20 protein-coding genes are annotated in these 19,846 nt (G+C 70.2%); 11 read left to right on the forward strand and 9 right to left on the reverse strand.

Annotated features, from left to right (window positions below; genetic code table 11):
- Positions 1–124: 124 nt before the first annotated feature.
- Positions 125–391: a 30S ribosomal protein S20 gene (gene rpsT, locus ACGGAQ_RS30405; protein WP_007464006.1), complete on the reverse strand. Its 267-nt coding sequence runs from the start codon at positions 389–391 to the stop codon at positions 125–127.
- A gap of 184 nt (positions 392–575) precedes the next feature.
- Entirely contained in the window at positions 576–1,625 is a 1,050-nt protein-coding gene (locus tag ACGGAQ_RS30410) for a phosphotransferase (protein WP_393055144.1), read from the reverse strand.
- Between ACGGAQ_RS30410 and ACGGAQ_RS30415 the strand changes: the two genes are divergently transcribed.
- From ACGGAQ_RS30415 to ACGGAQ_RS30445, 7 genes are all read left to right on the forward strand, one after another.
- Positions 1,624–2,160, forward strand: a complete 537-nt coding sequence (locus ACGGAQ_RS30415) for a DUF4240 domain-containing protein (RefSeq protein ID WP_354857963.1) — start codon at positions 1,624–1,626, stop codon at positions 2,158–2,160. The two genes, ACGGAQ_RS30410 and ACGGAQ_RS30415, sit on opposite strands and share 2 nt — an antisense overlap.
- Before the next feature lie 117 nt (positions 2,161–2,277).
- Positions 2,278–4,152 carry a translation elongation factor 4 gene (gene lepA, locus ACGGAQ_RS30420; RefSeq protein WP_393055146.1) on the forward strand — a complete coding sequence of 625 codons (1,875 nt, stop codon included), beginning with the start codon at positions 2,278–2,280 and terminating at the stop codon, positions 4,150–4,152.
- Positions 4,153–4,504: 352 nt separating this feature from the next.
- Positions 4,505–4,789, forward strand: coding sequence for a GlsB/YeaQ/YmgE family stress response membrane protein (locus ACGGAQ_RS30425; RefSeq protein ID WP_393055148.1), 285 nt, complete (start codon positions 4,505–4,507; stop codon positions 4,787–4,789).
- Between the two features lie 395 nt (positions 4,790–5,184).
- Entirely contained in the window at positions 5,185–5,469 is a 285-nt protein-coding gene (locus ACGGAQ_RS30430; protein WP_007463995.1) for a GlsB/YeaQ/YmgE family stress response membrane protein, read from the forward strand.
- A gap of 223 nt (positions 5,470–5,692) precedes the next feature.
- Positions 5,693–6,979 carry a sugar ABC transporter substrate-binding protein gene (locus ACGGAQ_RS30435; RefSeq protein ID WP_393055150.1) on the forward strand — a complete coding sequence of 429 codons (1,287 nt, stop codon included), beginning with the start codon at positions 5,693–5,695 and terminating at the stop codon, positions 6,977–6,979.
- The gene (locus ACGGAQ_RS30440; protein ID WP_393055152.1) at positions 6,976–7,962 is read left to right on the forward strand and encodes a carbohydrate ABC transporter permease; all 987 of its coding nucleotides are present in this window, start codon (positions 6,976–6,978) and stop codon (positions 7,960–7,962) included. Before ACGGAQ_RS30435 ends, ACGGAQ_RS30440 begins: the two co-directional genes overlap by 4 nt.
- Entirely contained in the window at positions 7,959–8,789 is an 831-nt protein-coding gene (locus tag ACGGAQ_RS30445) for a carbohydrate ABC transporter permease (protein WP_355135333.1), read from the forward strand. The genes ACGGAQ_RS30440 and ACGGAQ_RS30445 overlap by 4 nt, the downstream gene beginning before the upstream one ends.
- Positions 8,790–8,812: 23 nt before the next feature.
- On the opposite strand, the gene ACGGAQ_RS30450 is transcribed toward ACGGAQ_RS30445, so the two are convergent.
- From ACGGAQ_RS30450 to ACGGAQ_RS30460, 3 genes are read right to left on the reverse strand one after another with little or no spacing between them, the layout of a single operon-like run.
- On the reverse strand, positions 8,813–9,595 hold the full coding sequence (locus ACGGAQ_RS30450) for a MerR family transcriptional regulator (RefSeq protein ID WP_393055154.1): 783 nt from the start codon (positions 9,593–9,595) through the stop codon (positions 8,813–8,815).
- A 45-nt stretch (positions 9,596–9,640) separates the two neighbouring features.
- Complete coding sequence (locus ACGGAQ_RS30455) at positions 9,641–10,402, reverse strand: ABC transporter permease (RefSeq protein ID WP_393055156.1); 762 nt, start codon at positions 10,400–10,402, stop codon at positions 9,641–9,643.
- On the reverse strand, positions 10,399–11,196 hold the full coding sequence (locus ACGGAQ_RS30460) for an ABC transporter ATP-binding protein (protein WP_393055158.1): 798 nt from the start codon (positions 11,194–11,196) through the stop codon (positions 10,399–10,401). The genes ACGGAQ_RS30455 and ACGGAQ_RS30460 overlap by 4 nt, the downstream gene beginning before the upstream one ends.
- A gap of 72 nt (positions 11,197–11,268) precedes the next feature.
- Between ACGGAQ_RS30460 and ACGGAQ_RS30465 the strand changes: the two genes are divergently transcribed.
- On the forward strand, positions 11,269–11,910 hold the full coding sequence (locus tag ACGGAQ_RS30465; RefSeq protein ID WP_393055160.1) for an MOSC domain-containing protein: 642 nt from the start codon (positions 11,269–11,271) through the stop codon (positions 11,908–11,910).
- A gap of 97 nt (positions 11,911–12,007) precedes the next feature.
- Complete coding sequence (locus tag ACGGAQ_RS30470; protein WP_393055162.1) at positions 12,008–13,204, forward strand: low temperature requirement protein A; 1,197 nt, start codon at positions 12,008–12,010, stop codon at positions 13,202–13,204.
- Positions 13,205–13,231: 27 nt separating this feature from the next.
- On the opposite strand, the gene ACGGAQ_RS30475 is transcribed toward ACGGAQ_RS30470, so the two are convergent.
- The 3 genes from ACGGAQ_RS30475 to ACGGAQ_RS30485 all read right to left on the reverse strand — a co-directional run bounded on the left by ACGGAQ_RS30475 (position 13,232) and on the right by ACGGAQ_RS30485 (position 16,573).
- A complete protein-coding gene (locus ACGGAQ_RS30475; protein ID WP_393055164.1) occupies positions 13,232–14,434 on the reverse strand; it encodes a low temperature requirement protein A in 1,203 nt (400 codons plus the stop codon).
- Positions 14,435–14,595: 161 nt separating this feature from the next.
- Positions 14,596–15,498 carry a phytanoyl-CoA dioxygenase family protein gene (locus ACGGAQ_RS30480; protein WP_393055166.1) on the reverse strand — a complete coding sequence of 301 codons (903 nt, stop codon included), beginning with the start codon at positions 15,496–15,498 and terminating at the stop codon, positions 14,596–14,598.
- Between the two features lie 220 nt (positions 15,499–15,718).
- The gene (locus ACGGAQ_RS30485) at positions 15,719–16,573 is read right to left on the reverse strand and encodes a hypothetical protein (RefSeq protein WP_393055168.1); all 855 of its coding nucleotides are present in this window, start codon (positions 16,571–16,573) and stop codon (positions 15,719–15,721) included.
- Positions 16,574–16,847: 274 nt separating this feature from the next.
- Here ACGGAQ_RS30485 and ACGGAQ_RS30490 point away from each other — a divergent pair, with 274 nt between their 5' ends.
- Positions 16,848–17,612 carry an SDR family NAD(P)-dependent oxidoreductase gene (locus tag ACGGAQ_RS30490; protein WP_393055170.1) on the forward strand — a complete coding sequence of 255 codons (765 nt, stop codon included), beginning with the start codon at positions 16,848–16,850 and terminating at the stop codon, positions 17,610–17,612.
- A gap of 179 nt (positions 17,613–17,791) precedes the next feature.
- On the opposite strand, the gene ACGGAQ_RS30495 is transcribed toward ACGGAQ_RS30490, so the two are convergent.
- Positions 17,792–18,601: an enoyl-CoA hydratase-related protein gene (locus tag ACGGAQ_RS30495; RefSeq protein ID WP_393055172.1), complete on the reverse strand. Its 810-nt coding sequence runs from the start codon at positions 18,599–18,601 to the stop codon at positions 17,792–17,794.
- Between the two features lie 19 nt (positions 18,602–18,620).
- Here ACGGAQ_RS30495 and hemW point away from each other — a divergent pair, with 19 nt between their 5' ends.
- The gene (gene hemW / locus ACGGAQ_RS30500; RefSeq protein WP_393055226.1) at positions 18,621–19,844 is read left to right on the forward strand and encodes a radical SAM family heme chaperone HemW; all 1,224 of its coding nucleotides are present in this window, start codon (positions 18,621–18,623) and stop codon (positions 19,842–19,844) included.
- Positions 19,845–19,846: the final 2 nt, after the last annotated feature.

The following is a 19,846-nucleotide window of genomic DNA, read 5'->3' on the forward strand; positions in this document are numbered from 1 at the left end:
CGCGGCCGCGACACGGGCACGCCGTCCGGTCGCCGACGCCACGCTGGCACGTCGACCCGTCCGTGGACACACGGAAGCCCCGGACCGGGGGTCCGGGGCTTTCCGAATCAGTCTGACGGAGTCGTCAGGCGGAGAGTGCCACCACGCGCTTCGCGATCGCGGACTTGCGGTTCGCGGCCTGGTTGGAGTGGATCACGCCCTTGCTGACGGCCTTGTCCAGCTTGCGAGAGGCGTCCAGCATGAGAGCGGTGGCCTTCTCGACGTCACCGGCCTCGGCAGCCTCGTTGAACTTCCGGACGGCGGTCTTCAGCGACGACTTGACCGACTTGTTGCGCAGCCGGGCCTTCTCGTTCTGCCGGTTGCGCTTGATCTGGGACTTGATGTTCGCCACGCGACAGCCTCGTCTTGATAGCTCGGGTTGGTCAGCTTATGCGCGTGATGACGAACATGCGTCATCGCTGCGCGAAGAGCCAGGTTACCAGGTCGCCCGGGACGAGCCAAAACGGCTCGGTCAACGCGCGGCCCATCCCGGCCCGACGACCACCAGACTACGCCCCCGGCAGACCGGCCCCGCGTCACCGCCAGCCCTGCCGGCGGGCGAGCCAGTCGAGGGCCTGTTCGCCGCTCCACCGCTGGTGCGCCGACCGGTGCGGTGAGGCCGTCGCCGGTGTCGCGTCCGCTCCGGTGAGGTAGTAGCCGGCCAGCGCGGCCAGGGTGGCGTCCAGCGCGTCCGGGGGAGCGCCCGCCGACGCCGGGTGTCCGGCGAAGAGTCGGTCGGTGTCCAGGCCGCTGGCGTACGCGGTGAGCAGCAGGCTCACGAGGTCGAACCAGGCCGGCCCGGAACAGGCCCAGGTCCAGTCGCAGAACCAGGCCCGACCGTCACCGTCGATGAGCACGTTGTCCACCCGCAGGTCGCCGTGGATCATGCCGGTCGCGCCGTCCGCGTACCGGGGGAGGCGGGACTCCAGCTCCACCAGCTCGGGCAGCCGGCCGCGGGCGGCGGCGGGCAGCGCCGGGAGCGGCTCCCGGCCGGCGGCCACCTCCTCCCACCACAGGATGTCCGAGCGGGCCAGCTCGGCGAGCTGGGGCAGGCCGAGCGCGGTCAGCCCGGCCGGCGGGGCGGCCAGGGCGGCGGCGACCTCGGCGTACGCGGCGAGCGTGGCGTCCAGCTCGGTCCGCGTCCAGGGCAGGCGCGGGGTGTGGCCGTCGACCGCGTCGGTGCAGAGCGCGAACCAGCCAGCCTCGTCCAGCGTCCACCGCAGGCGGGGCGCCGGTAGGCCGGCCGGCAGCCGGTCGAGGATCGCGGCCTCCCGCGCGTACCCCTGCACAAGGCGCGGTTGCTCGACGGCGGGTGCCGCCTTGACGAAGGCCCGACCACCGTCGGCGGTGTCGAGCACGGCGGCGAACCCCCGGGTGAAGCCGGCGGCGGCGACCCGGGCGGTGACCACCGGCGCGCCGAGGCGCCCGGCGATCGCGGCCCGCAGCGCCGCCGGCAGGGCCGGCCACGACGGGCGCAGCGCACCCGCGTGGTACGGCACCGGGGGCAGCGGCGGGGAGGACACCCCACCATGCTGCCCCGGGGTACGTGCGCGGCGCGCGGCGACACTGCCAGACTGCCAAGCCATGAGGACCGAGGACTTCTGGCAGCTGATCGACCAGGCCCGCGCCGGGGGCGGGGGAGAGCCCGGGCCGGTCGCCGCGCGTGCCGTCGCCCTGCTCGCCGAGCGCGACCCGGAGGACATCGTGGGGTACGCCCACCACCAGCGGAGGGTGCTGGCGGCCTCGCACAAGGCGGACCTGTGGGGCGCGGCGTACCTGATCAACGGCGGAGCCTCCGCGGACGGCTTCGAGCACTTCCGGGGCTGGCTGATGACCCAGGGGCGGGCGGTCTTCGCCCGCGCGGTCAGCGACCCCGACTCGCTTGCCGAACTGCCCCAGGTGCGGGCCGCCTCGCTCAGCGGAGAGGAGTTCTCCGCCGAGCAGATGCTCACCGTGCCCTGGGACGCGTACCGCAAGGCCACGGCGTCGGAGCTGCCGGAGGACCGGGAGCCGGTGCGGACGCCCGATCTCAACGACTTCTGGGACTTCGACGACGAGGAGGAGGCCCGCCGCCGCCTGCCCCGGCTGGCCGCGCTGTTCGTCGAGCCGCCCATGGAGTGAGAGGTCGCCGGGGCCGATCCGTCGCCCGCGCAGCGGGCGTACCCCGGCGGCGTGGGAACATGGAGGGGGTCGGCGGCGCGCCGGCCTGTTCACGTCAGCCGACCAGAACGGACCGCTGTGCCACCGAAGCTCGATCCCGGCGCGAACGCCCCTGGTGCCACCGACCCCGGTCGCATCCGGAACTTCGGCATCATCGCCCACATCGACCACGGGAAGTCGACCCTGGCCGACCGGATGTTGCAGCTCACCGGCGTGGTCGACCCGCGGCAGATGCGCGCGCAGTACCTGGACCGGATGGACATCGAGCGCGAGCGCGGCATCACCATCAAGAGCCAGGCCGTCCGGATGCCGTGGACCATCCGCGAGGGCGAGCGGGCGGGCGAGCACGCGGTGCTCAACATGATCGACACCCCGGGGCACGTCGACTTCACCTACGAGGTGTCCCGGTCGCTGGCCGCCTGCGAGGGCGCCGTGCTGCTTGTCGACGCCGCGCAGGGCATCGAGGCGCAGACCCTGGCCAACCTCTACCTGGCGCTCGAGAACGACCTGCGCATCATCCCGGTGCTCAACAAGATCGACCTGCCGGCGGCCCAGCCGGAGAAGTACGCCGAGGAGTTGGCCCACCTCATCGGCGGGGACCCCGCCGACTGCATCCGGGTCTCCGGCAAGACCGGCGAGGGCGTGCCGCACCTGCTCGACGAGATCGTCCGGCAGTTCATCCCGCCGGTCGGCGACGCCGATGCGCCCGCCCGGGCGATGATCTTCGACTCGGTGTACGACGTCTACCGCGGCGTCGTCACGTACGTCCGGGTCATCGACGGCCGGATCAGCGCCCGCGACCGGATCAAGATGATGTCCACCGGGGCGGTGCACGAGCTGCTGGAGATCGGTGTCATCTCACCGGAGATGGTGAAGGCCGAGGCGCTCGGCGTCGGCGAGGTCGGCTACCTGATCACCGGTGTGAAGGACGTCCGGCAGTCCCGGGTCGGTGACACGGTCACCATCAACGCCCGGCCGGCGGCCGAGCCGCTGGGTGGCTACAAGGACCCGAAGCCGATGGTCTACTCCGGCCTCTACCCGATCGACGGGTCCGACTACCCGAACCTGCGTGAGGCCCTGGACAAGCTCAAGCTCAACGACGCCGCCCTGGACTACGAGCCGGAGACCTCCGGCGCGCTCGGGTTCGGCTTCCGCTGCGGCTTCCTCGGCCTGCTCCACCTGGAGATCATCCGGGAGCGGCTGGAGCGCGAGTACAACCTCGACCTGATCTCCACCGCGCCCAACGTGGTGTACCGGGCGATCACCGACGACGGTGCCGAGATCGTCGTCACCAACCCCAGCGAATACCCCACCGGCAAGATCGCCGAGGTGTACGAGCCGGTGGTGCGGGCCACCGTGCTGACGCCCAACGACTACGTGGGCGCGGTGATGGAGCTCTGCCAGGGCCGGCGCGGCAGCCTGCTCGGGATGGACTACCTCTCCGCCGACCGGGTGGAGCTGCGCTACACGCTGCCCCTCGCCGAGATCATCTACGACTTCTTCGACCAGTTGAAGAGCCGGACCAAGGGCTACGCCTCACTCGACTACGAGCCGTCCGGCGAGCAGGCGTCCGACCTTGTGAAGGTGGACATCCTGCTGCATGGCGAGCCGGTGGACGCGTTCAGCGCCATCGTGCACAAGGACAAGGCGTACAACTACGGCGTCACGATCGCCGCCAAGCTGCGCACCCTCATTCCGCGCCAGCAGTTCGAGGTGCCGATCCAGGCGGCCATCGGCAGCCGGGTCATCGCCCGGGAGACCATCCGCGCGATCCGCAAGGACGTCCTCGCCAAGTGCTACGGCGGTGACATCAGCCGTAAGCGCAAGCTGCTGGAGAAGCAGAAGGAAGGCAAGAAGCGGATGAAGATGGTCGGCCGCGTCGAGGTGCCGCAGGAAGCCTTCATCGCCGCCCTGTCCTCCGACTCCGGCGACGCTAAGGCCCCCAAAAAGTAACCCCACCCCACCCCCACCCCTGGTCCCACCCGGTCACCCGGTGTTGATCAAGAGGTTTGCGTCAGCGGAAGCCCTGATCCTGACGCAAACCTCTTGATCACCGGCGTGGGCCTGGGCCTGGGGCTGGTTGGGTGGAGATTTTTTTGGCTGTGGGGGCGGGGTCGTCGCCCTGGGCAACATGTTGCCTGACCTGTATGGACGCGCTCCCACCCCAATCGACGCAGCCGTTCGGCATCGACGCCGACAACTTCTCTGCGGTTGAGTCGGTTTGGATTTTCGGTGGGTCGGGAACTTAGTCGTCACGACAGGAAGCACACATTGTGTGTCGGACATTCTTAGAAGGAGGGCGACCGTGGAGCTCACCGTGTGGGGCATCATCACTGCCATCGTTGTTGGTCTCATCGTCGGGGCGCTCGGCCGCCTGGTTGTCCCGGGCCGGCAGAACATGCCGATCTGGCTGCACATGCTCATCGGTATCGGCGCGGCCCTGTTGGGCACCGTGCTGGCGCGGGCCATCGGCATCGCGACCGAGACGGACGGCGTTGACTGGGGCGAGCTGCTGGTCCAGGTCGTGCTGGCCGCGATCGCGGTCGCGCTGGTGGCCGGCGTGGGTGGCCGCCGCCGCGTCACCCGATAACACCAGCACACCCGTAACACCGAACCACTTCGAAAGGGGCGCCCGGCCGACAGGCCGGGCGCCCCTCGGCGTTCGCCGCCGCGCGGTCCGGTTGGCCTCCGCAGTGATCGACTCCACTGCGCCGATGTGGCGGCATTCGGTTCGCCAGACACCGCCACATCGGCGCAGTGGAGTCGATCATGCTCGTGCGCACCCAGCGCACCCCCGGCCAAGCCCAGTCGATCGCGGTGTCCCGGCCCGCGTCGCCCGCGTGGGCCGGTGGAACGTGCCGGTGTTCACCAAGTCGTGATCGTCTGAGCCGTGAAGTCGGTTTGGTTTTTCCGTGGGTCGGGAACTTAGTCGTCACGACAGGAAGCACACATTGTGTGTCAGACATTCTTAGAAGGAGGGCGACCGTGGAGCTCACCGTGTGGGGCATCATCACTGCCATCGTTGTTGGTCTCATCGTCGGGGCGCTCGGCCGCCTGGTTGTTCCGGGTCGGCAGAACATGCCGATGTGGCTGCACCTGCTGATCGGTATCGGTGCGGCTCTGCTGGGCACGGTGCTGGCGCGGGCGATGGGTATCGCGACCGAGACCGCCGGTATCGACTGGACGGAGCTGCTGGTGCAGGTCGTGGTGGCCGCGATCGCGGTCGCGCTGGTGGCCGGCGTGGGTCGCCGCCGCAGCGTCACCCGGTAACAACCTGGCATCACCGCACCACGGAAAAGAGCGCCCGACCACTGGTCGGGCGCTCTTTCGTGGTGAAGTACCCGGATTCGGCCCGATGCCATGGCCCGTCGGGTCGGTTCCCTGCGGTACGGTCGCGACGCTTCGGCCTGCCCGCCCACTGTCGTAAAGGATTTCTTCGTACTAAGGTGCGGCGGAGAAGGTAAGTTCCAGGCGGCGCGAGGGGAGAAGTGGCGTGAACAGGTGGAAGCGGCTGGCCCCGGTCACCGCCGTGGTGGCCTCGGCCGCGATGGTGCTGACCGGCTGCGGAGGCTCCGACGACAAGGCGGGCGACGACAGCAAGCTCACGGTCTGGATGATGGGCGAGGGCGGCGACGCGCAGAACAAGTTCCTCGACGGCGTCGAGACGGAGTTCCGCCAGAAGCACCCCGACACCGATGTGGTCGTGCAGTACATCCCCTGGCTGGAGGCGCCCAAGAAGTTCCAGGCCGCGCTCGCCGGTGGTGAAGGACCGGACATCACCGAGCTGGGCAACACCGAGACCCAGGGCTGGGCCGCGCAGGAGGCGCTCGCCGACGTCAGCGGCCGGATGGGCGGCTGGGCCGACGGCAAGGACCTGCTGCCCGACCTGGTCCGCAACGCGCAGCTCGACGGCAAGCAGTACGGCGTCCCCTGGTACGCGGGTGTGCGGGCGATCTACTACCGCACCGACTGGTTCGCCGAGGCGGGCGTCCAGCCGCCGAAGACCTGGGACGACCTGGTCACCGTGGCCAAGACCGTGCAGGCGAAGAAGCCGGGTACCTACGGCATCGCGCTGCCGGGCAACTCCGAGCTGCCCTTCTACTCCTTCCTCTGGGGCGCTGGCGCGGAGATCGCGACCAACCAGGGCGGCGCCTGGAAGTCCGGCTACACGACGCCGGAGGCGCAGCGGGCCGTCAAGTACTGGACCGACCTCGTGACCGTCCACAAGGTGGCCCCGCCGGCCGCCGCCGGTTGGAACGAGATCGACGCGCGCACCCAGTTCGCCACCGGCAAGGCCGCCATGGCGTTCGCCGGTAGCTGGCAGCAGGCCGCCATCAAGAAGGACAACCCCGAGATCGAGAAGGTCTGGGGTACGTTCCCGATCCCCGGCCCGGACGGCAAGGCCGCGCCCGGCTTCGCGGGCGGTTCGGACGTGGCGATCTGGAAGGACAGCGAGCGCCAGGATCTGGCCTGGGACTACCTGACGGTGCTGCTGAACAAGAAGAACTCGCAGAGCTTCGCGAGCAGCCTCGGCTTCTTCCCGGTCTACAAGGATCTGGTCGCCGGTGACACGTACGCCAACGACAAGGTGATGGCGGCCTTCGCCACCACCATGCAGAACACCAAGCTCACGCCGCTCACCCCGAAGTGGGTGGAGGTCAGCCGGACGAAGACGGTGACCCAGGCGATGAACAGCTCGGTCATGAAGGGTCAGAAGACGGTCGAGAAGGCCACCGCCGACGCGGCCGCCGAGATGGAAAGCATCCTCAACGCCAAGTGACCACGCTGACCGAGGTGCCGGAGGCGTCCGCCGCGCGGGAGACCCCCGCGCGGCGGCGTCGCCCGGTGGACCGCCTGCCGTACCTGCTGCTCCTGCCCGCACTCGTCATCATCGGGGTGCTGCTGCTCTGGCCGCTCGGCCAGGTGGTGGCGATGTCCTTCTACCGGCTGAACAGCGTCCGGCAACTGCGCGGCGACCGGGAGTGGCCGTGGGTGGGGTTCGGCAACTACACCGAGATCCTCTCCGATCCGTTCTTTCTGACGGTGCTCCGCAACACGGTGCTGTTCGCGCTGGCGAACGTGCTGCTCACGATGGTGCTCGGCACCCTGGTCGGGCTGCTGCTCAACCGGCTCGGCCGCAAGATGGCCACCTTCGTCGCCAGTTGCGTGATGCTCGCCTGGGCCACCCCGGCGCTCACCGGCACGATCGTCTGGAAGTGGATCTTCGACGACACCAGCGGCCTGGTCACCTGGTTGTTCAACGAACTGCCGGACGGGTTCTCCAACGCCGTGTTCGGCCGCAGTGACTGGACCGGCTACGGCTGGTTCAACTCGCCGCTGCTCTTCTTCGCCATCCTCACCCTGGTGGTCGTGTGGCACTCGTTCCCGTTCATCGCGGTGAGCGTGCTCGCCGGCCTGAAGAGCGTGCCGAGTGAGTTGCACGAGGCGGCCCGGGTCGACGGCGCCAGCCCGTGGCGGGTCTTCTGGAAGATCACGTTCCCGCTGCTGCGCCCGGTCTTCGGGATCCTGATCGTGCTCTCCACCATCTGGGACTTCAAGGTCTTCACCCAGCAGTTCGTCCTGGCCGGCGGCACCCAGGACCGGCCGACGTTCATGCTCTCCATCTACTCGTACGCCGAAGCCTTTTCTCCGCCACCGAAGTACGGGCTCGGCGCGGCCATCGCGGTCATCCTCACGCTGATCCTGCTCGTGGTGACCGGCTTCTACGTACGGATGGTGCTCAGGCAGGAGGACGAGTCGTGAAGAAGGTGGCCCTCAACGCCGCCGGGCTGCTGGTCGCGCTCTTCGCGGCGTTCCCGGTCTACTGGATGATCTCGACCTCGTTGAAGCCGAGCAGCGAGATCTTCTCGTCCACCCCGCAGCCGGTGCCGGCCCACCCGACGCTGGCGCACTACCGGGAGATCCTGACCGGCAACCTGATCCCCGGCGTCAGCTTTCTGGACTTCTTCCTCAACAGCGCGATCGTCGCCGTCTCCACGGTGGTGCTCAGCGGTCTGGTCGCTTTGCTCGCCGCGACGGCGGTGGCCCGGTTCCGCTTCAAGCTGCGGACCAGCTTCCTGATCATGCTGCTCGTGGTGCAGATGATCCCGCTGGAGGCGTTGGTCATCCCGCTGTTCCTGATGATCCAGCGGCTCGGGCTCTACAACACCCTGCCCAGCCTGATCCTCACGTACCTCGGCTTCTCGCTGCCGTTCGCGGTCTGGATGCTGCGCGGTTTCGTCGCCGCCGTGCCGAAGGAGCTGGAGGAGGCGGCGGCCATCGACGGCGCGAGCCGGGCGCAGACGTTCCGTCGGGTGCTGTTCCCGCTGGTCGCGCCCGGCCTCGTCGCCACCAGCATCTTCTCCTTCATCACCGCGTGGAACGAGCTGATCTTCGCGTTGACGTTCATCAACGACCAGGGCCGCTACACGCTGCCGGTGGCGATGACGTTCTTCTTCGGCCGCGACGACACCAACTGGGGGCCGGTCATGGCCGCCTCCACCCTGTTCACCCTGCCGGTCATCATCTTCTTCCTGCTGGTGCAGCGGCGGATGGTCTCCGGCCTGGTGGCCGGCGCCGTCAAGGGCTGACCGGTCGGACCCGACCCCGGCGGTCAGTCGGGGGGCGGCTCCGTCAGCCGCTCCATCCGGTTCCAACCGGACCAGCCGCGCTCGCGCATCAGCTCCCGAAGCCGCCGCACCCGCGGATCGGACTCGACGGCCAGCGCGTCGATCAGATCGTGCGGGAGGTCGTCGTCGACCACCTCGGCGTGCAGGACCTCGCCGGCGGCGTACGCCTGCTCTGCCAGGCAGGCCATGATGTCGGCGGCCTCGGCCAGACGCGGATCGTCGGCCTCGTCACCGTCGAAGATCTCCGAGAGCACCCGGTAGAGCCGGACGACCTGCGGATCATCGAGCTGGGCGATCTTGCCGGGCATCCACTCGACGATGCGATCGGGCCAGCGCGCCGCCACCAGGATCCACCCGTCCCGTTCGGCCTCCACCATCCGCTGTGACGCCCCGATGCCGCGGAGCCGGTCGAGATAGGCGGCCACCTCCGGTGGGAGCGCCAGGCTGTCCCCGGCGGTGAGCTGCGCGATGTGTCGGCGGCTGGTCTGCAGCCGTTCGATCTCGTCGCGCAGGTGTTTGTCGATGGTCCGGATGGCGTCGGCGAAGGCTGACGCGTCGGCTTCGAGCATCCGACTGATCTGCGACAGCGGCACGCCGGCGTCGGCGAGGGTGCGGATCTTGATGAGGGACACGACCGCCGTCGCGCCGTACCGCCGGTAGCCGGAAGCGTCCCGCTCCGGCTCGGGCAGCAACCCGATCTGGTGATAGTGCCGCACCGCCCGCACCGTGACGCCGGCGTACGCCGCGAGTTGGCCGATCGTCAGCATGCTCTGATCCTGCCCGCAGGTGGTCCCGCCTCGGTCGGCACCGGCTCAGGAGATCTTGCGTCGGTAGGTGACGTTGGCGAACAGGTAGGCGAGGACGAGGATGCCGACGCACCAGGCCAGGGCGATCCAGATGTCCGTGCCGACCGGCCGTTGGCTGAACAGGTCCCGGATCGCGTTGACGATGGAGGTCACCGGCTGGTGCTCGGCGAAGGCGCGCACCGGGCCGGGCATGGACTCGGTGGGCACGAAGGCGGAGCTGACGAACGGCAGGAAGATGAGCGGATAGGAGAACGCGCTCGCGCCGTCCAGCGTCTTCGCGCTGAGGCCGGGAATCACGGCGATCCAGGTCAGCGCCAGGGTGAACAGGACCAGGATGCTGGCGACCGCCAGCCACTCCGACACGCCCGCCCCCGTCCGGAAGCCCATGATCAGGGCGACGCCGATGACGACGACGAGGGAGATCAGGTTGGCGACCAGCGAGGTCAGGACGTGCGCCCACAGCACGGATGAGCGGGCGATCGGCATGGACTGGAACCGTTCGAAGATGCCGCCCTTCATGTCCAGGAAGAGCCGGAAGGCGGTGTAGGAGATGCCCGAGGCGATCGTGATGATCAGGATGCCGGGCAGCAGATACTTCACGTACGAGTCGGTCCCGGTCTCGATCGCCCCGCCGAAGACGTAGACGAACAGCAGCATGAAGGCGATCGGCATGATCGCGGTGGTGATGATGGTGTCCGGGCTGCGGGCGATGTGGCGCAGCGAGCGTCCCAGGAGTACGCCGGTGTCGCCGACGAAGTGCTTGTTCATCGTTGTTCCTTGTTCGCTCGGGCGCCGACGAGGGTGAGGAAGACGTCCTCCAGGCTCGGCTGCTTCTCGACGTACTCGATCTTCGCGGGTGGGAGGAGCTGCTTGAGCTCGTCGAGGGTGCCGTTCACGATGATCCGGCCCTCGTGCAGGATCGCGATCCGGTCGGCGAGGTGCTCTGCCTCGTCGAGGTACTGCGTGGTGAGCAGAACGGTCGTACCCCCCTTGGCCAGCTCCGTGACGGCCTGCCACACCTCGATGCGTGCCTCCGGGTCCAGCCCGGTCGTCGGCTCGTCCAGGAAGACCACCGGCGGGTTACCGATGAGACTCATCGCGATGTCCAGCCGGCGGCGCATGCCACCGGAGTACGTCGCGACCCTCCGGGTGCCCGCCTCGGTCAGCGAGAAGCGCCTCAGCAGGTCGTCCGCGATGGCGCCCGGGCCCTTGAGATGCCTGAGCCTGGCGACCAGGACGAGGTTCTCCCGTCCAGTGAGGATCTCGTCGACCGCCGCGAACTGCCCGGTGAGACTGATCGACTCGCGCACCTGGGCGGCCTGGGCCGCGACGTCGAACCCGTTGACCCGGGCGGTTCCCGCGTCGGCTTTGAGCAGCGTGGACAGGATCTTCACCACCGTGGTCTTGCCTGCCCCGTTGGAGCCGAGCAGGGCGAAGATGGTGCCGCGCGCCACGTCGATGTCCACACCGCGCAGCACCTTCAATTGCGTGAACGACTTCTCCAGGCCCTGCACGTGTATCACGGCCTGCTCGATCTGACCGGTTGTTGGCGGGATGCTCATGGCAGCCAGCATGGGGGGTTGACGCAGCGTCAAGGTCAAGCCCGTACCGCGGATTCACCTAGGCTGTCCGTCATGACGGGCAGGGTGGCAGCGGTGAACCTCGGCATCGTGACCGAGGCGGCGTGGGCGGGCGACGCGAGCGGTCGCAGCGGCATCGACAAGCGATCGGTCGACGGGCCCGTGGCGGTGCTCACCGGTGGCCTGGCTGGTGACTTCATCGGCGAGCGGGCCGTGCACGGCGGGCCGGACAAGGCCGTCTACGCGTACGCCGAGGAGGACGCCGCGTGGTGGTCGGCCGAGATCGGCCGGTCGGTCCGCTCGGGCGGCTTCGGGGAGAACCTGACCACCTACGCCGTCGACGTGACCGGCGCGGTCATCGGCGAACAGTGGGCGGTGGGCACGGCGGTGCTCCAGGTGACGATGCCGCGTACTCCCTGCACGACGTTCGCGGGCTTCTGGGGTGTGCCCGACCTGATCCGGCGCTTCACCGTGCGGGCCTCCCCGGGGGCGTACCTGCGGGTGCTGCGCGAGGGCGAGGTGGGTGCCGGCGACCCGGTCGAGGTGGTGGAGCGGCCCGCGCACGGGGTGACCATCGGCGAGGTGTTCCGGGCGACCAGCCTGGAGCCGGAGCTGCTGCCCCGCCTGCTCGACGCGGACGACCTGCCGGAGCCGATCCGGGAGAAGGCCCGCCGCCGCCTGGCCTCCCGCGGCTGACCGCGCGGCCGGTAAGAACCGGATGCCGGGGCTGCGGGCGAGCTCTTGCCCGTATTGTCCCTGTTGAGGGCATGCGGTGGGGGCCGGGTGAAGCGCGATGTCGATGGCAACTGACGGCGGCGCCACGGCAGCGACTCCCACCGGTCCGGGCCTGGAGCGTCCGGCGTTCCTGGAACTCTTCTTCGACCTCGTCTACGTCTTCGCGCTGGTCACCTTGGCGACCACGCTGGCCAACGACCTGACCTGGACGGGCGTCGCCAAGGCGCTGGTGCTGCTGCTCGCGTTCACGATGATCTGGGCGCTGACCGTATGGACCGCGGACACCATCGACCTGACCAGGCCCTCCGGGCAGGGGCATCTCACCTGGGTGGCGGCGGCCAGCCTGCTGTTGGCGGCGGTCGCGGCCGACGCGTTCGGCGAACGCGCGCTGCTCTTCGCGATCACCTTCGTGGTCATCCCCCTCAGCACCACCGCCTACTACGCGGTTGTCGTGTCGAAGGGCCGGCCTCTGCCGCGTTCGACCATCCGGATCCAGACCTGGAAGTCCGTCGCCGGCGTCGGCTGGATCGCCGGAGCGCTCGTCGGCGGCTCGGGCCAGCTGCCGATCTGGGCGCTCGCGGTCGTCGTCGAGTACGTCGGGGCGGTGTTCGGCTGGCCGCTGCCCCGGATCGGCCGCTCACGACCGCGGGACTGGCGGCTGGTCGGCGCGCGGGTGGCCGAGCGCTACCGGCAGTTCGTCATCATCGCGCTCGGGGTGTCGATCTTCGTGACCGGGACGACCTTCAGCCGGAGCGATTACACGCTGGTGAGAGCCTGGGCCCTGCTCGTGGTGTTCAGCACGGTGGTGCTGATGTGGCGGATCTACATCTACCGCGCCGGGGAGCTGCTGACCGACGCGATCGCCCGGTCGACCGACCCGGCGCTGCTCACCCAGTCCGCGGCGGTCACTCATCTGATCATGGTGGCCGGCATCGCCGGCGCGGCGGTCACCAGCGACCTCGTGGTGGGTCGCCCGTTGGGCGAGACCCCGCCGTCGTGGGCCGCGGTCATCCTCGGCGGCCCCGCGTTGTACCTGCTCGGTCGGGGCCTTCTCGACTTCACCGTGTTCGGACGCATCTCGCGGTCCCGGCTGGCCGGCGTGGTGCTGCTGGCGTGCCTGGCGCCGGCCACGCCCATGCTGCCACCGGTCCTGGTCGCGCTGCTCGCCATGGTCGTGCTGGCCCTGATCGCCGTGGCGAACCTGGTCAGCACCCGACGACACGCCCGTACGCCGGCGCCTCCGGAGCTGGGGTGAGACTCCGCGCGGCGGCGGGGCGACCCCTCACCGAGCCGGCGTGGTCGCCTCGACCGGTCCGCGCCGTGCGGCCAGTCCTTCCCCGACCAGGGTGAGCAGCAGGATCAGGTTCGCCACCACCAGGACGGTCAACGGCGGCAGCCGGAACACGCCGGGCGCGACAAGCGCGCACAGCAGCACCACCGCCAGCAGCGCGATCGCCAGCACCCGGGACCAGAGGATCCGGGCCGTCACCACGGCATCGAACAGCACGCTGCCGAGCAGGAACAGCACCGGTCCGCCGAGGATGGCAGCCATCAGATTCACCGGGGTGTGACCGGACGGCCGAGCAATGACCATCGAGGTGCTGGTCGAGACCACCACCACCCCGGCCACCATCACCAGATGGGTGTACGAGGTGGAGGTGCCGGAGCGGACCCGCTCCACAGTCGTGACGCTCGGTGGGGCCAGGATCCGCTGGACGCGCTGGAAGTAGAGCTGGAACAGCAGGACCGCGCTGACGAACGCGACGGCGCTGGCGGTCACCTGACCGGCGGTGAACCGGCTGCCGGCCAGGCCCGTGCCGGTGCTCAGGATCAACTCGCCGAGCGCGACGATGAAGATCGCCCGGTGCCGCTCGGAGAGGTGCAGCCCGGTGAAGATCTGGCTGGCGAGCTCGGTACGCCCCAGCCCCGGCGTCGGCCAGCCGAACCGTGCCGAGCCGAGGTCGACCGCCACCGCGAGCGACCAGAGCACCAGTCGAGCCGTCTCGTCCACGAACACCCCGGCCACCCAGGGCGCCACGGTGACGCCGAACCAGAAGAAGACCCGGATGCTCCGGGCCTGGATCGGACGATTGACCCGGGTGCCGGGGATCAGGACGGCGTCACGGACCAGGTGGATGCCGAAGTACGCGGCGACGAAGAGCCACCCGTACCGGCCGAAGGCGTACGGTGTCGCGATCGCCATCAGCAGGGTGCCGAGCATGACCAGCAGGACGGTCGCCTGGATGATCGGCAGCCGGGGGTTGAACAGGTCGGTGAGCCACGCGGTGAGCACCCAGACCCACCAGGCGGCCAGCAGCAGGACGGCGGTCTGCGCCGCACCCCGGACGGTGAGGTTCTCGCCCAGGCTGGTGGACAGCCGGGAGAGCAGGAAGATGTAGACCAGGTCGAAGAAGAGTTCCAGGAAGGTCGGATATTCCGGCTCGCCGCGCCGGCGGAGGATCAGGGGGAGCGGAGCGGACGTCATCGCGGCTGCCTCCTGCGCCACCCCGCGCCCCGGGCCGGCGCTGCGCCCCGGCTCTGCCTATCCGTCACGCTACCGACAGCGCGGCACCGGGTGGCCCGGAAGCGGATACGAGAACGGCCCCCCGCCAACGGTGGCGGGGGGCCGTTCTCCGACGCAGGTGATCAGCGCAGCCAGGGGATGCTGCGGTCCAGCAGCCCGCGCTCCTTGAGCTCCTTGCGCAGCGGGATCTCGTCGTCGACGTACCCGTCCCAGTTGATGCCCCAGTAGTTGGCGGTGTGGGTGCCCTCACCGATCAGCTGGCGCTGCACGGGCGTGCGGTTGCGGTACCACTCGCCGTTCAGGTCCGGGTGCAGCTCGTCGAGCGGCCGGATCCAGCGGTAGGTGTAGCCCACGAAGAGCATCTTGCGGGTGATGGTCGACAGGTTCGTCGAGCGGGAGTGCCACTGCCGACGGTCGAAGATGAACGCGTCGCCCGGGTTCGCGGTGATCTCCACCGTGCCCTCCGGGTCCGGGTTGTGCACGCTGAGGTCCTTGGGCCGGTCCAGCGAGTTCCACAGGTGGCTGCCCGGGATGACCTTGGTGGCGCCACGGCCGGTCTCCGACAGGTCGGACAGCACGTACGCGACCTTCAGCGAGAACATCGGCCGCGGCAGGTTCGGGTCCATCGTCTCCGGGTCGGAGTTCTGCCGGTACCCGTCCTGGTGCCAGCCCCAGTACGGCTTCTCCGGCTCGGCGGCCGGCGGGGTGACGTCCAGGTGGTTGTGGTGGGTGTAGATGTTCCAGCCGGCCAGCCCCCACATGTACGGGAAGGCGATCGGGTGGGTGAGCAGCTCGCCGAAGAGCTCGTCACGCTCCAGGAAGCCCAGCAGGTGCAGCGTACCGTCCTTCTTGGTGTTGCCCTTGGCCTGCTCCTCCGCGTAGACGCGGTCGACCGCCGCCTCCAGCGCCGCCCGGTGGTCCTCCGTCAGGACGTTGCGCAGCAGGAGGAAACCCTGCTCGTGGAACTCCTTGCGGTCAGTGTCGCTGATCGGTTCGTAGCCGGTCCGGTCGCCGTAATCGAACACCGCGTCGTACCCCTCCCCATGAGGTGAAACCATTTCTGGCACAGGCCGCCGATCGTAACGCGACTGTCCAGACATCGGGGAGGGCGTGCGGCGCGAGCGGACCCGGAGCAGACCATGTGCAGCGGTACTGCTGCGGACAGTGAGATTTCTGTGGTGAATTGGGCATCATGCGGTGCGGTGCCCGATTGTGCGGTGACTGCCGGTTAAGAGATCCGGGTCGTCAGCCCTCGGCGAAGACCTCGGCCACCACCTGACCCGCGGGGCCCTGCTCGCCGGTGACCCGGCCCCAGGTGCCGTTGCGGGCGGTCCACTCCAGGTCGCCGAAGCGGACCCGCTTCACCCCGTGGTCCTGGGCGTGCGAGACCAGCCAGTGCGCGTACCGCCAACCGTCGCGTTGGTCGTCCGCCGTCACCGCCAGCCCGGTCTGGCTGGCCGGGTCGGCGCTCGACACGCCCCAGTCAAGCACCAGGTTGCGGGTCAGTTGGGCGGTCGCCGCCGCGCCGTGCATCACCGGGGTACGCCCCACCGTGCAGGCCACCGCGCCGGTGACATCGCCGAGCAGTGCCTTGCTGAGCACCTCGGAGTCGTCGGCCCACTTCTCGTACGCCTCGGGGAAGGCCGAGCGCTGCACCCGCTGGGCGGCATCGGTGACCCGCATCTTCTCCCAGCCGCGCACCTTCTTCAGCGCCGCGTAGAACCTGTTCGCCGCGTAGCGGGAGTCGCGGATCTGCGCCGACGTGCCCCAGCCCTGACTCGGGCGCTGCTGGAACAGGCCGACCGAGTCCCGGTCGCCGTGGGCGAGGTTGCGCAGCCCCGACTCCTGGTAGGCGGTGGCCAGCGCGATCACCACGGCCCGCTCCGGCATCCCGCGCTGGGCGCCGATCGCCGCGATGGTCGCCGCGTTGGCCATCTGCTCGACGTCCAGCGCGACCCGGCCGTCGGCCTGGACCGTGCAGGTGCGTCCCGCCCGCGGCAGTCGCAGTTGATCCCCGACCTGCCGGACGACGAGCCAGATCGCGATCACAGCGACGAGGATGAGCACCACTCCACCCGCCACGGCTGCCCGAGTTCGCACCCACACCCCCTGAACGACAGTTCGACAAGCGTACGTCCCCGGTGGCGTCGTCCGGGTCGTCCGACCGGTTCGGGGTCCGCGCTGCCGCCGCGTACCGATCGGGACGTTCCCGCTCCGGGGCCGAACTCACCTGCCGCGCTGGCCGGGCTCTGGGTTGTCTGCCACGTCACCTGACCCCGGACGCCGGGAAGCGATTGACCGGTCCTGGGCTTGACCGATTGACACGTCAATTACGGGGCCTGAAACAGGCCCCGACCAGGCAAGGAGGAGTCCGATGGGCACGCTGGACGGCAAGGTCGTACTCATCACCGGCACCGGCGGCGGTCTGGGCCGCGTCGCGGCGCTGACCTTCGCCCGCGAGGGCGCGAAGGTCGTCGGGGCCGACATCCAGATCGACGGCAACAACGAGACGGTCGACCTCGTCCGGGCGGCCGGCGGGGAGATGACGAGCATCGCGCCGGTCGACCTGACCGACCCGCAACAGGTCCGGAAGCTCGTCGAGGACGCCGCGGCCGTCTACGGGGGGCTCGACGTGGTCTACAACAACGCGGCCGCGCTGCGCTTCGGCCCGATGCCGGACTTCTCGGTCGAGGACTGGCGCTACACCATCACCGGGGAACTCGACATTCCCTACTTCGTGTCGAAGTTCGCCTGGCCGCACCTGGTTCAGCGCGGCGGTGGCGTCATCATCAACGCCGCCTCGATGGCCGGCATGATCGCGGGTCAGGTCCCCCCGATGGTGGGCCACACCGCGGCGAACGCCGGCGTCATCGGCCTGACGCGGCAGCTCGCGCTCGAGGGCGCACCCCACGGCATCCGTGCGGTGGCCGTCAGCCCCGGCCCGATCCTCACCCCGGCCAGCGAGCGGGACCTCGGTGACAACCAGGCGGCCCGGGACGCCATCACGGCCAAGACGCTCCTCAAGCGCTTCGCCCGCCCGGAGGAGGTCGCCGAGCTGGTGGTCTTCCTCGCGTCGGACCGCGCGTCGTACATCACCGGCGCGAACTACCCCGTCGACGGCGGCGCGACCGCCTGGTGACCCCTCTGGGGGTGCCGCCGAACGATGACGACGCCCCGCCAGCCCGCCTTCCGGGGGAGGGGCGACGCCGCATCTGTGTCCTTTGCTCTGCTTCACCGGACGCAACACCACGTGTCCGATATCCGGACAGCGGCCGTTGCGCCGGTTGAAGCAGAGCAAAGGGCCGACAAACGCCGGTCCTACCCGGCATGATCAGCGGAACCACCGTCCAGAGCGGCCACCCATCGAGTTAATCGCTTCTCCCGGAACGCGGTGACCCCCTCGCGCCCCTCGTCGGAGAGGAAGTAACCGGTCGAGAGGGCGGACAGCCGCTCCAGGTCAGCCCGCAGCTCGGTGGTGCCCGGTCGGCGCAGCAGCTCCTTCGCGCCGGCCAGCGCGCCGGGCGCGCCGCGCACCAGCGAGTCGCAGTAGCGCTGTACCGCGTCGTCCAGCCCGTCCGCCGGCACGGCGGCCGTGACCAGGCCGATCTCGGCCGCCCGTCGGCCGTCGAAGGTGTCGCCGGTCAGGTACAGCTCGGCGGCGGCACGCGGGTGCAGGCGGGGCAGCACGGTTGCCGAGATCACCGCCGGGATCACCCCGATCCGCACCTCGGTGAAGGCGAACGTCGCCTCGTCGGCGCAGACCGCCAGGTCGGCGGCCGCGATCAGGCCCAGCCCGCCGGCCCGAGCCGGCCCGGCGACCCGCGCGAGCACCGGCTTCGGGCAGTCCCAGAGCGCCGCCAGCACGTCGCCCAGCATCCCGGCCGGCACCGTTCCGCTGGCGTACGCCGCGGCGGTCTCCTTCAGGTCCGCGCCCGCGCAGAAGACCGGGCCCGTGTGGTCCAGCACGATCACCCGGACCGCGTCGTCGGCCACCGCGTCGGCCAGTCCGGCCAGCAACTGGGTCATCAGGGCGGTGGAGAGCGCATTGCGGTTGTGTGGGCTGTCCAGGGTGAGGGTGGTCACCCCACGGGCCGTGGCGACCCGCACGAGGACGTCGGGAGAGGTCATGCCGGGCACACTAGTGGCCATGCCCGGCGTCCTTCCAGATGGTGAGACCGTCCCCGTCGACGGATCGCTGCCCGCCACCGCCACCTCGGCGGTCGGCGCGCGCGGCTTCGGCGTGTACGTCCACGTCCCGTTCTGCGCCAGTCGCTGCGGCTACTGCGACTTCAACACCTACACGGCCGCCGAGCTGGGCGGGGGCGCCAGCCGCGAGGCGTACGCCGACACCGTGCTGGCCGAGCTGTCGCTCGCCGCCCGGGTGCTCGGTGACAGCCCGCCGTCCCGGGTCGACACGGTCTTCGTCGGCGGCGGCACCCCCACCCTGCTCCCCGCCGACGACCTGGCCCGCATCCTCGACGGCATCGACCGCACCTGGGGGCTCGCCGCCGACGTCGAGGTGACCACCGAGGCCAACCCGGAGTCGGTCACCCCGGAGTCGTTGCGGCGACTGCGGGCGGCCGGCTACACCCGGATCTCGCTGGGCATGCAGTCCGCCTCCCCGGGGGTGCTGGCGATCCTGGACCGCAAACACAGCGCCGGTCGGGCCACCGCCGCCGCCCTGGAGGCACGCGACGCCGGGTTCGAGCACGTCAACCTGGACCTGATCTACGGCACGCCGGGGGAGCGGGCCGAGGACTTCGCCGCCACGCTGGAGCAGGTCGTCGCCGCCGGGGTGGACCACGTCAGCGCGTACGCCCTGATCGTCGAGGACGGCACCCGGCTCGCCGCCCGGATGCGGCGCGGGGAGCTGGCGTACCCCAGCGACGACGTCGCCGCGGACCGCTACCTGGCAGCGGAGGCCGCCCTCGACGCGGCCGGCCTGTCCTGGTACGAGGTGTCCAACTGGGCGCGCACCGACGCGGCCCGGTGCCGGCACAACCTGCTCTACTGGACCGGCGCGGACTGGTGGGGGCTCGGCCCGGGGGCGCACAGCCACGTCGGCGGGGTGCGCTGGTGGAACGTCAAGCACCCCACGACGTACGCCCAGCGGTTGGCCTCCGGCGCGTCACCCGGCCTGGCCCGCGAGGTGCTCACCGTCGACGAGGCCCACATGGAGGACGTGATGCTCCGGCTGCGGCTCGCCAGCGGGCTGCCGCTGGCGGTGCTCGACGCGGCTGGTCGGGCCGGCGCCGAGCGGGCCCTCGCCGACGGCCTGCTGGCCGCCGGGGACTACGCCGCCGGCCGGGCGGTGCTCACCCTGCGCGGCCGGCTGCTCGCCGACGCGGTCGTCCGCGACCTGCTGCCCTGACC

The organism is Micromonospora sp. NPDC047557 (assembly GCF_043205095.1).
GTDB lineage: Bacteria > Actinomycetota > Actinomycetes > Mycobacteriales > Micromonosporaceae > Micromonospora.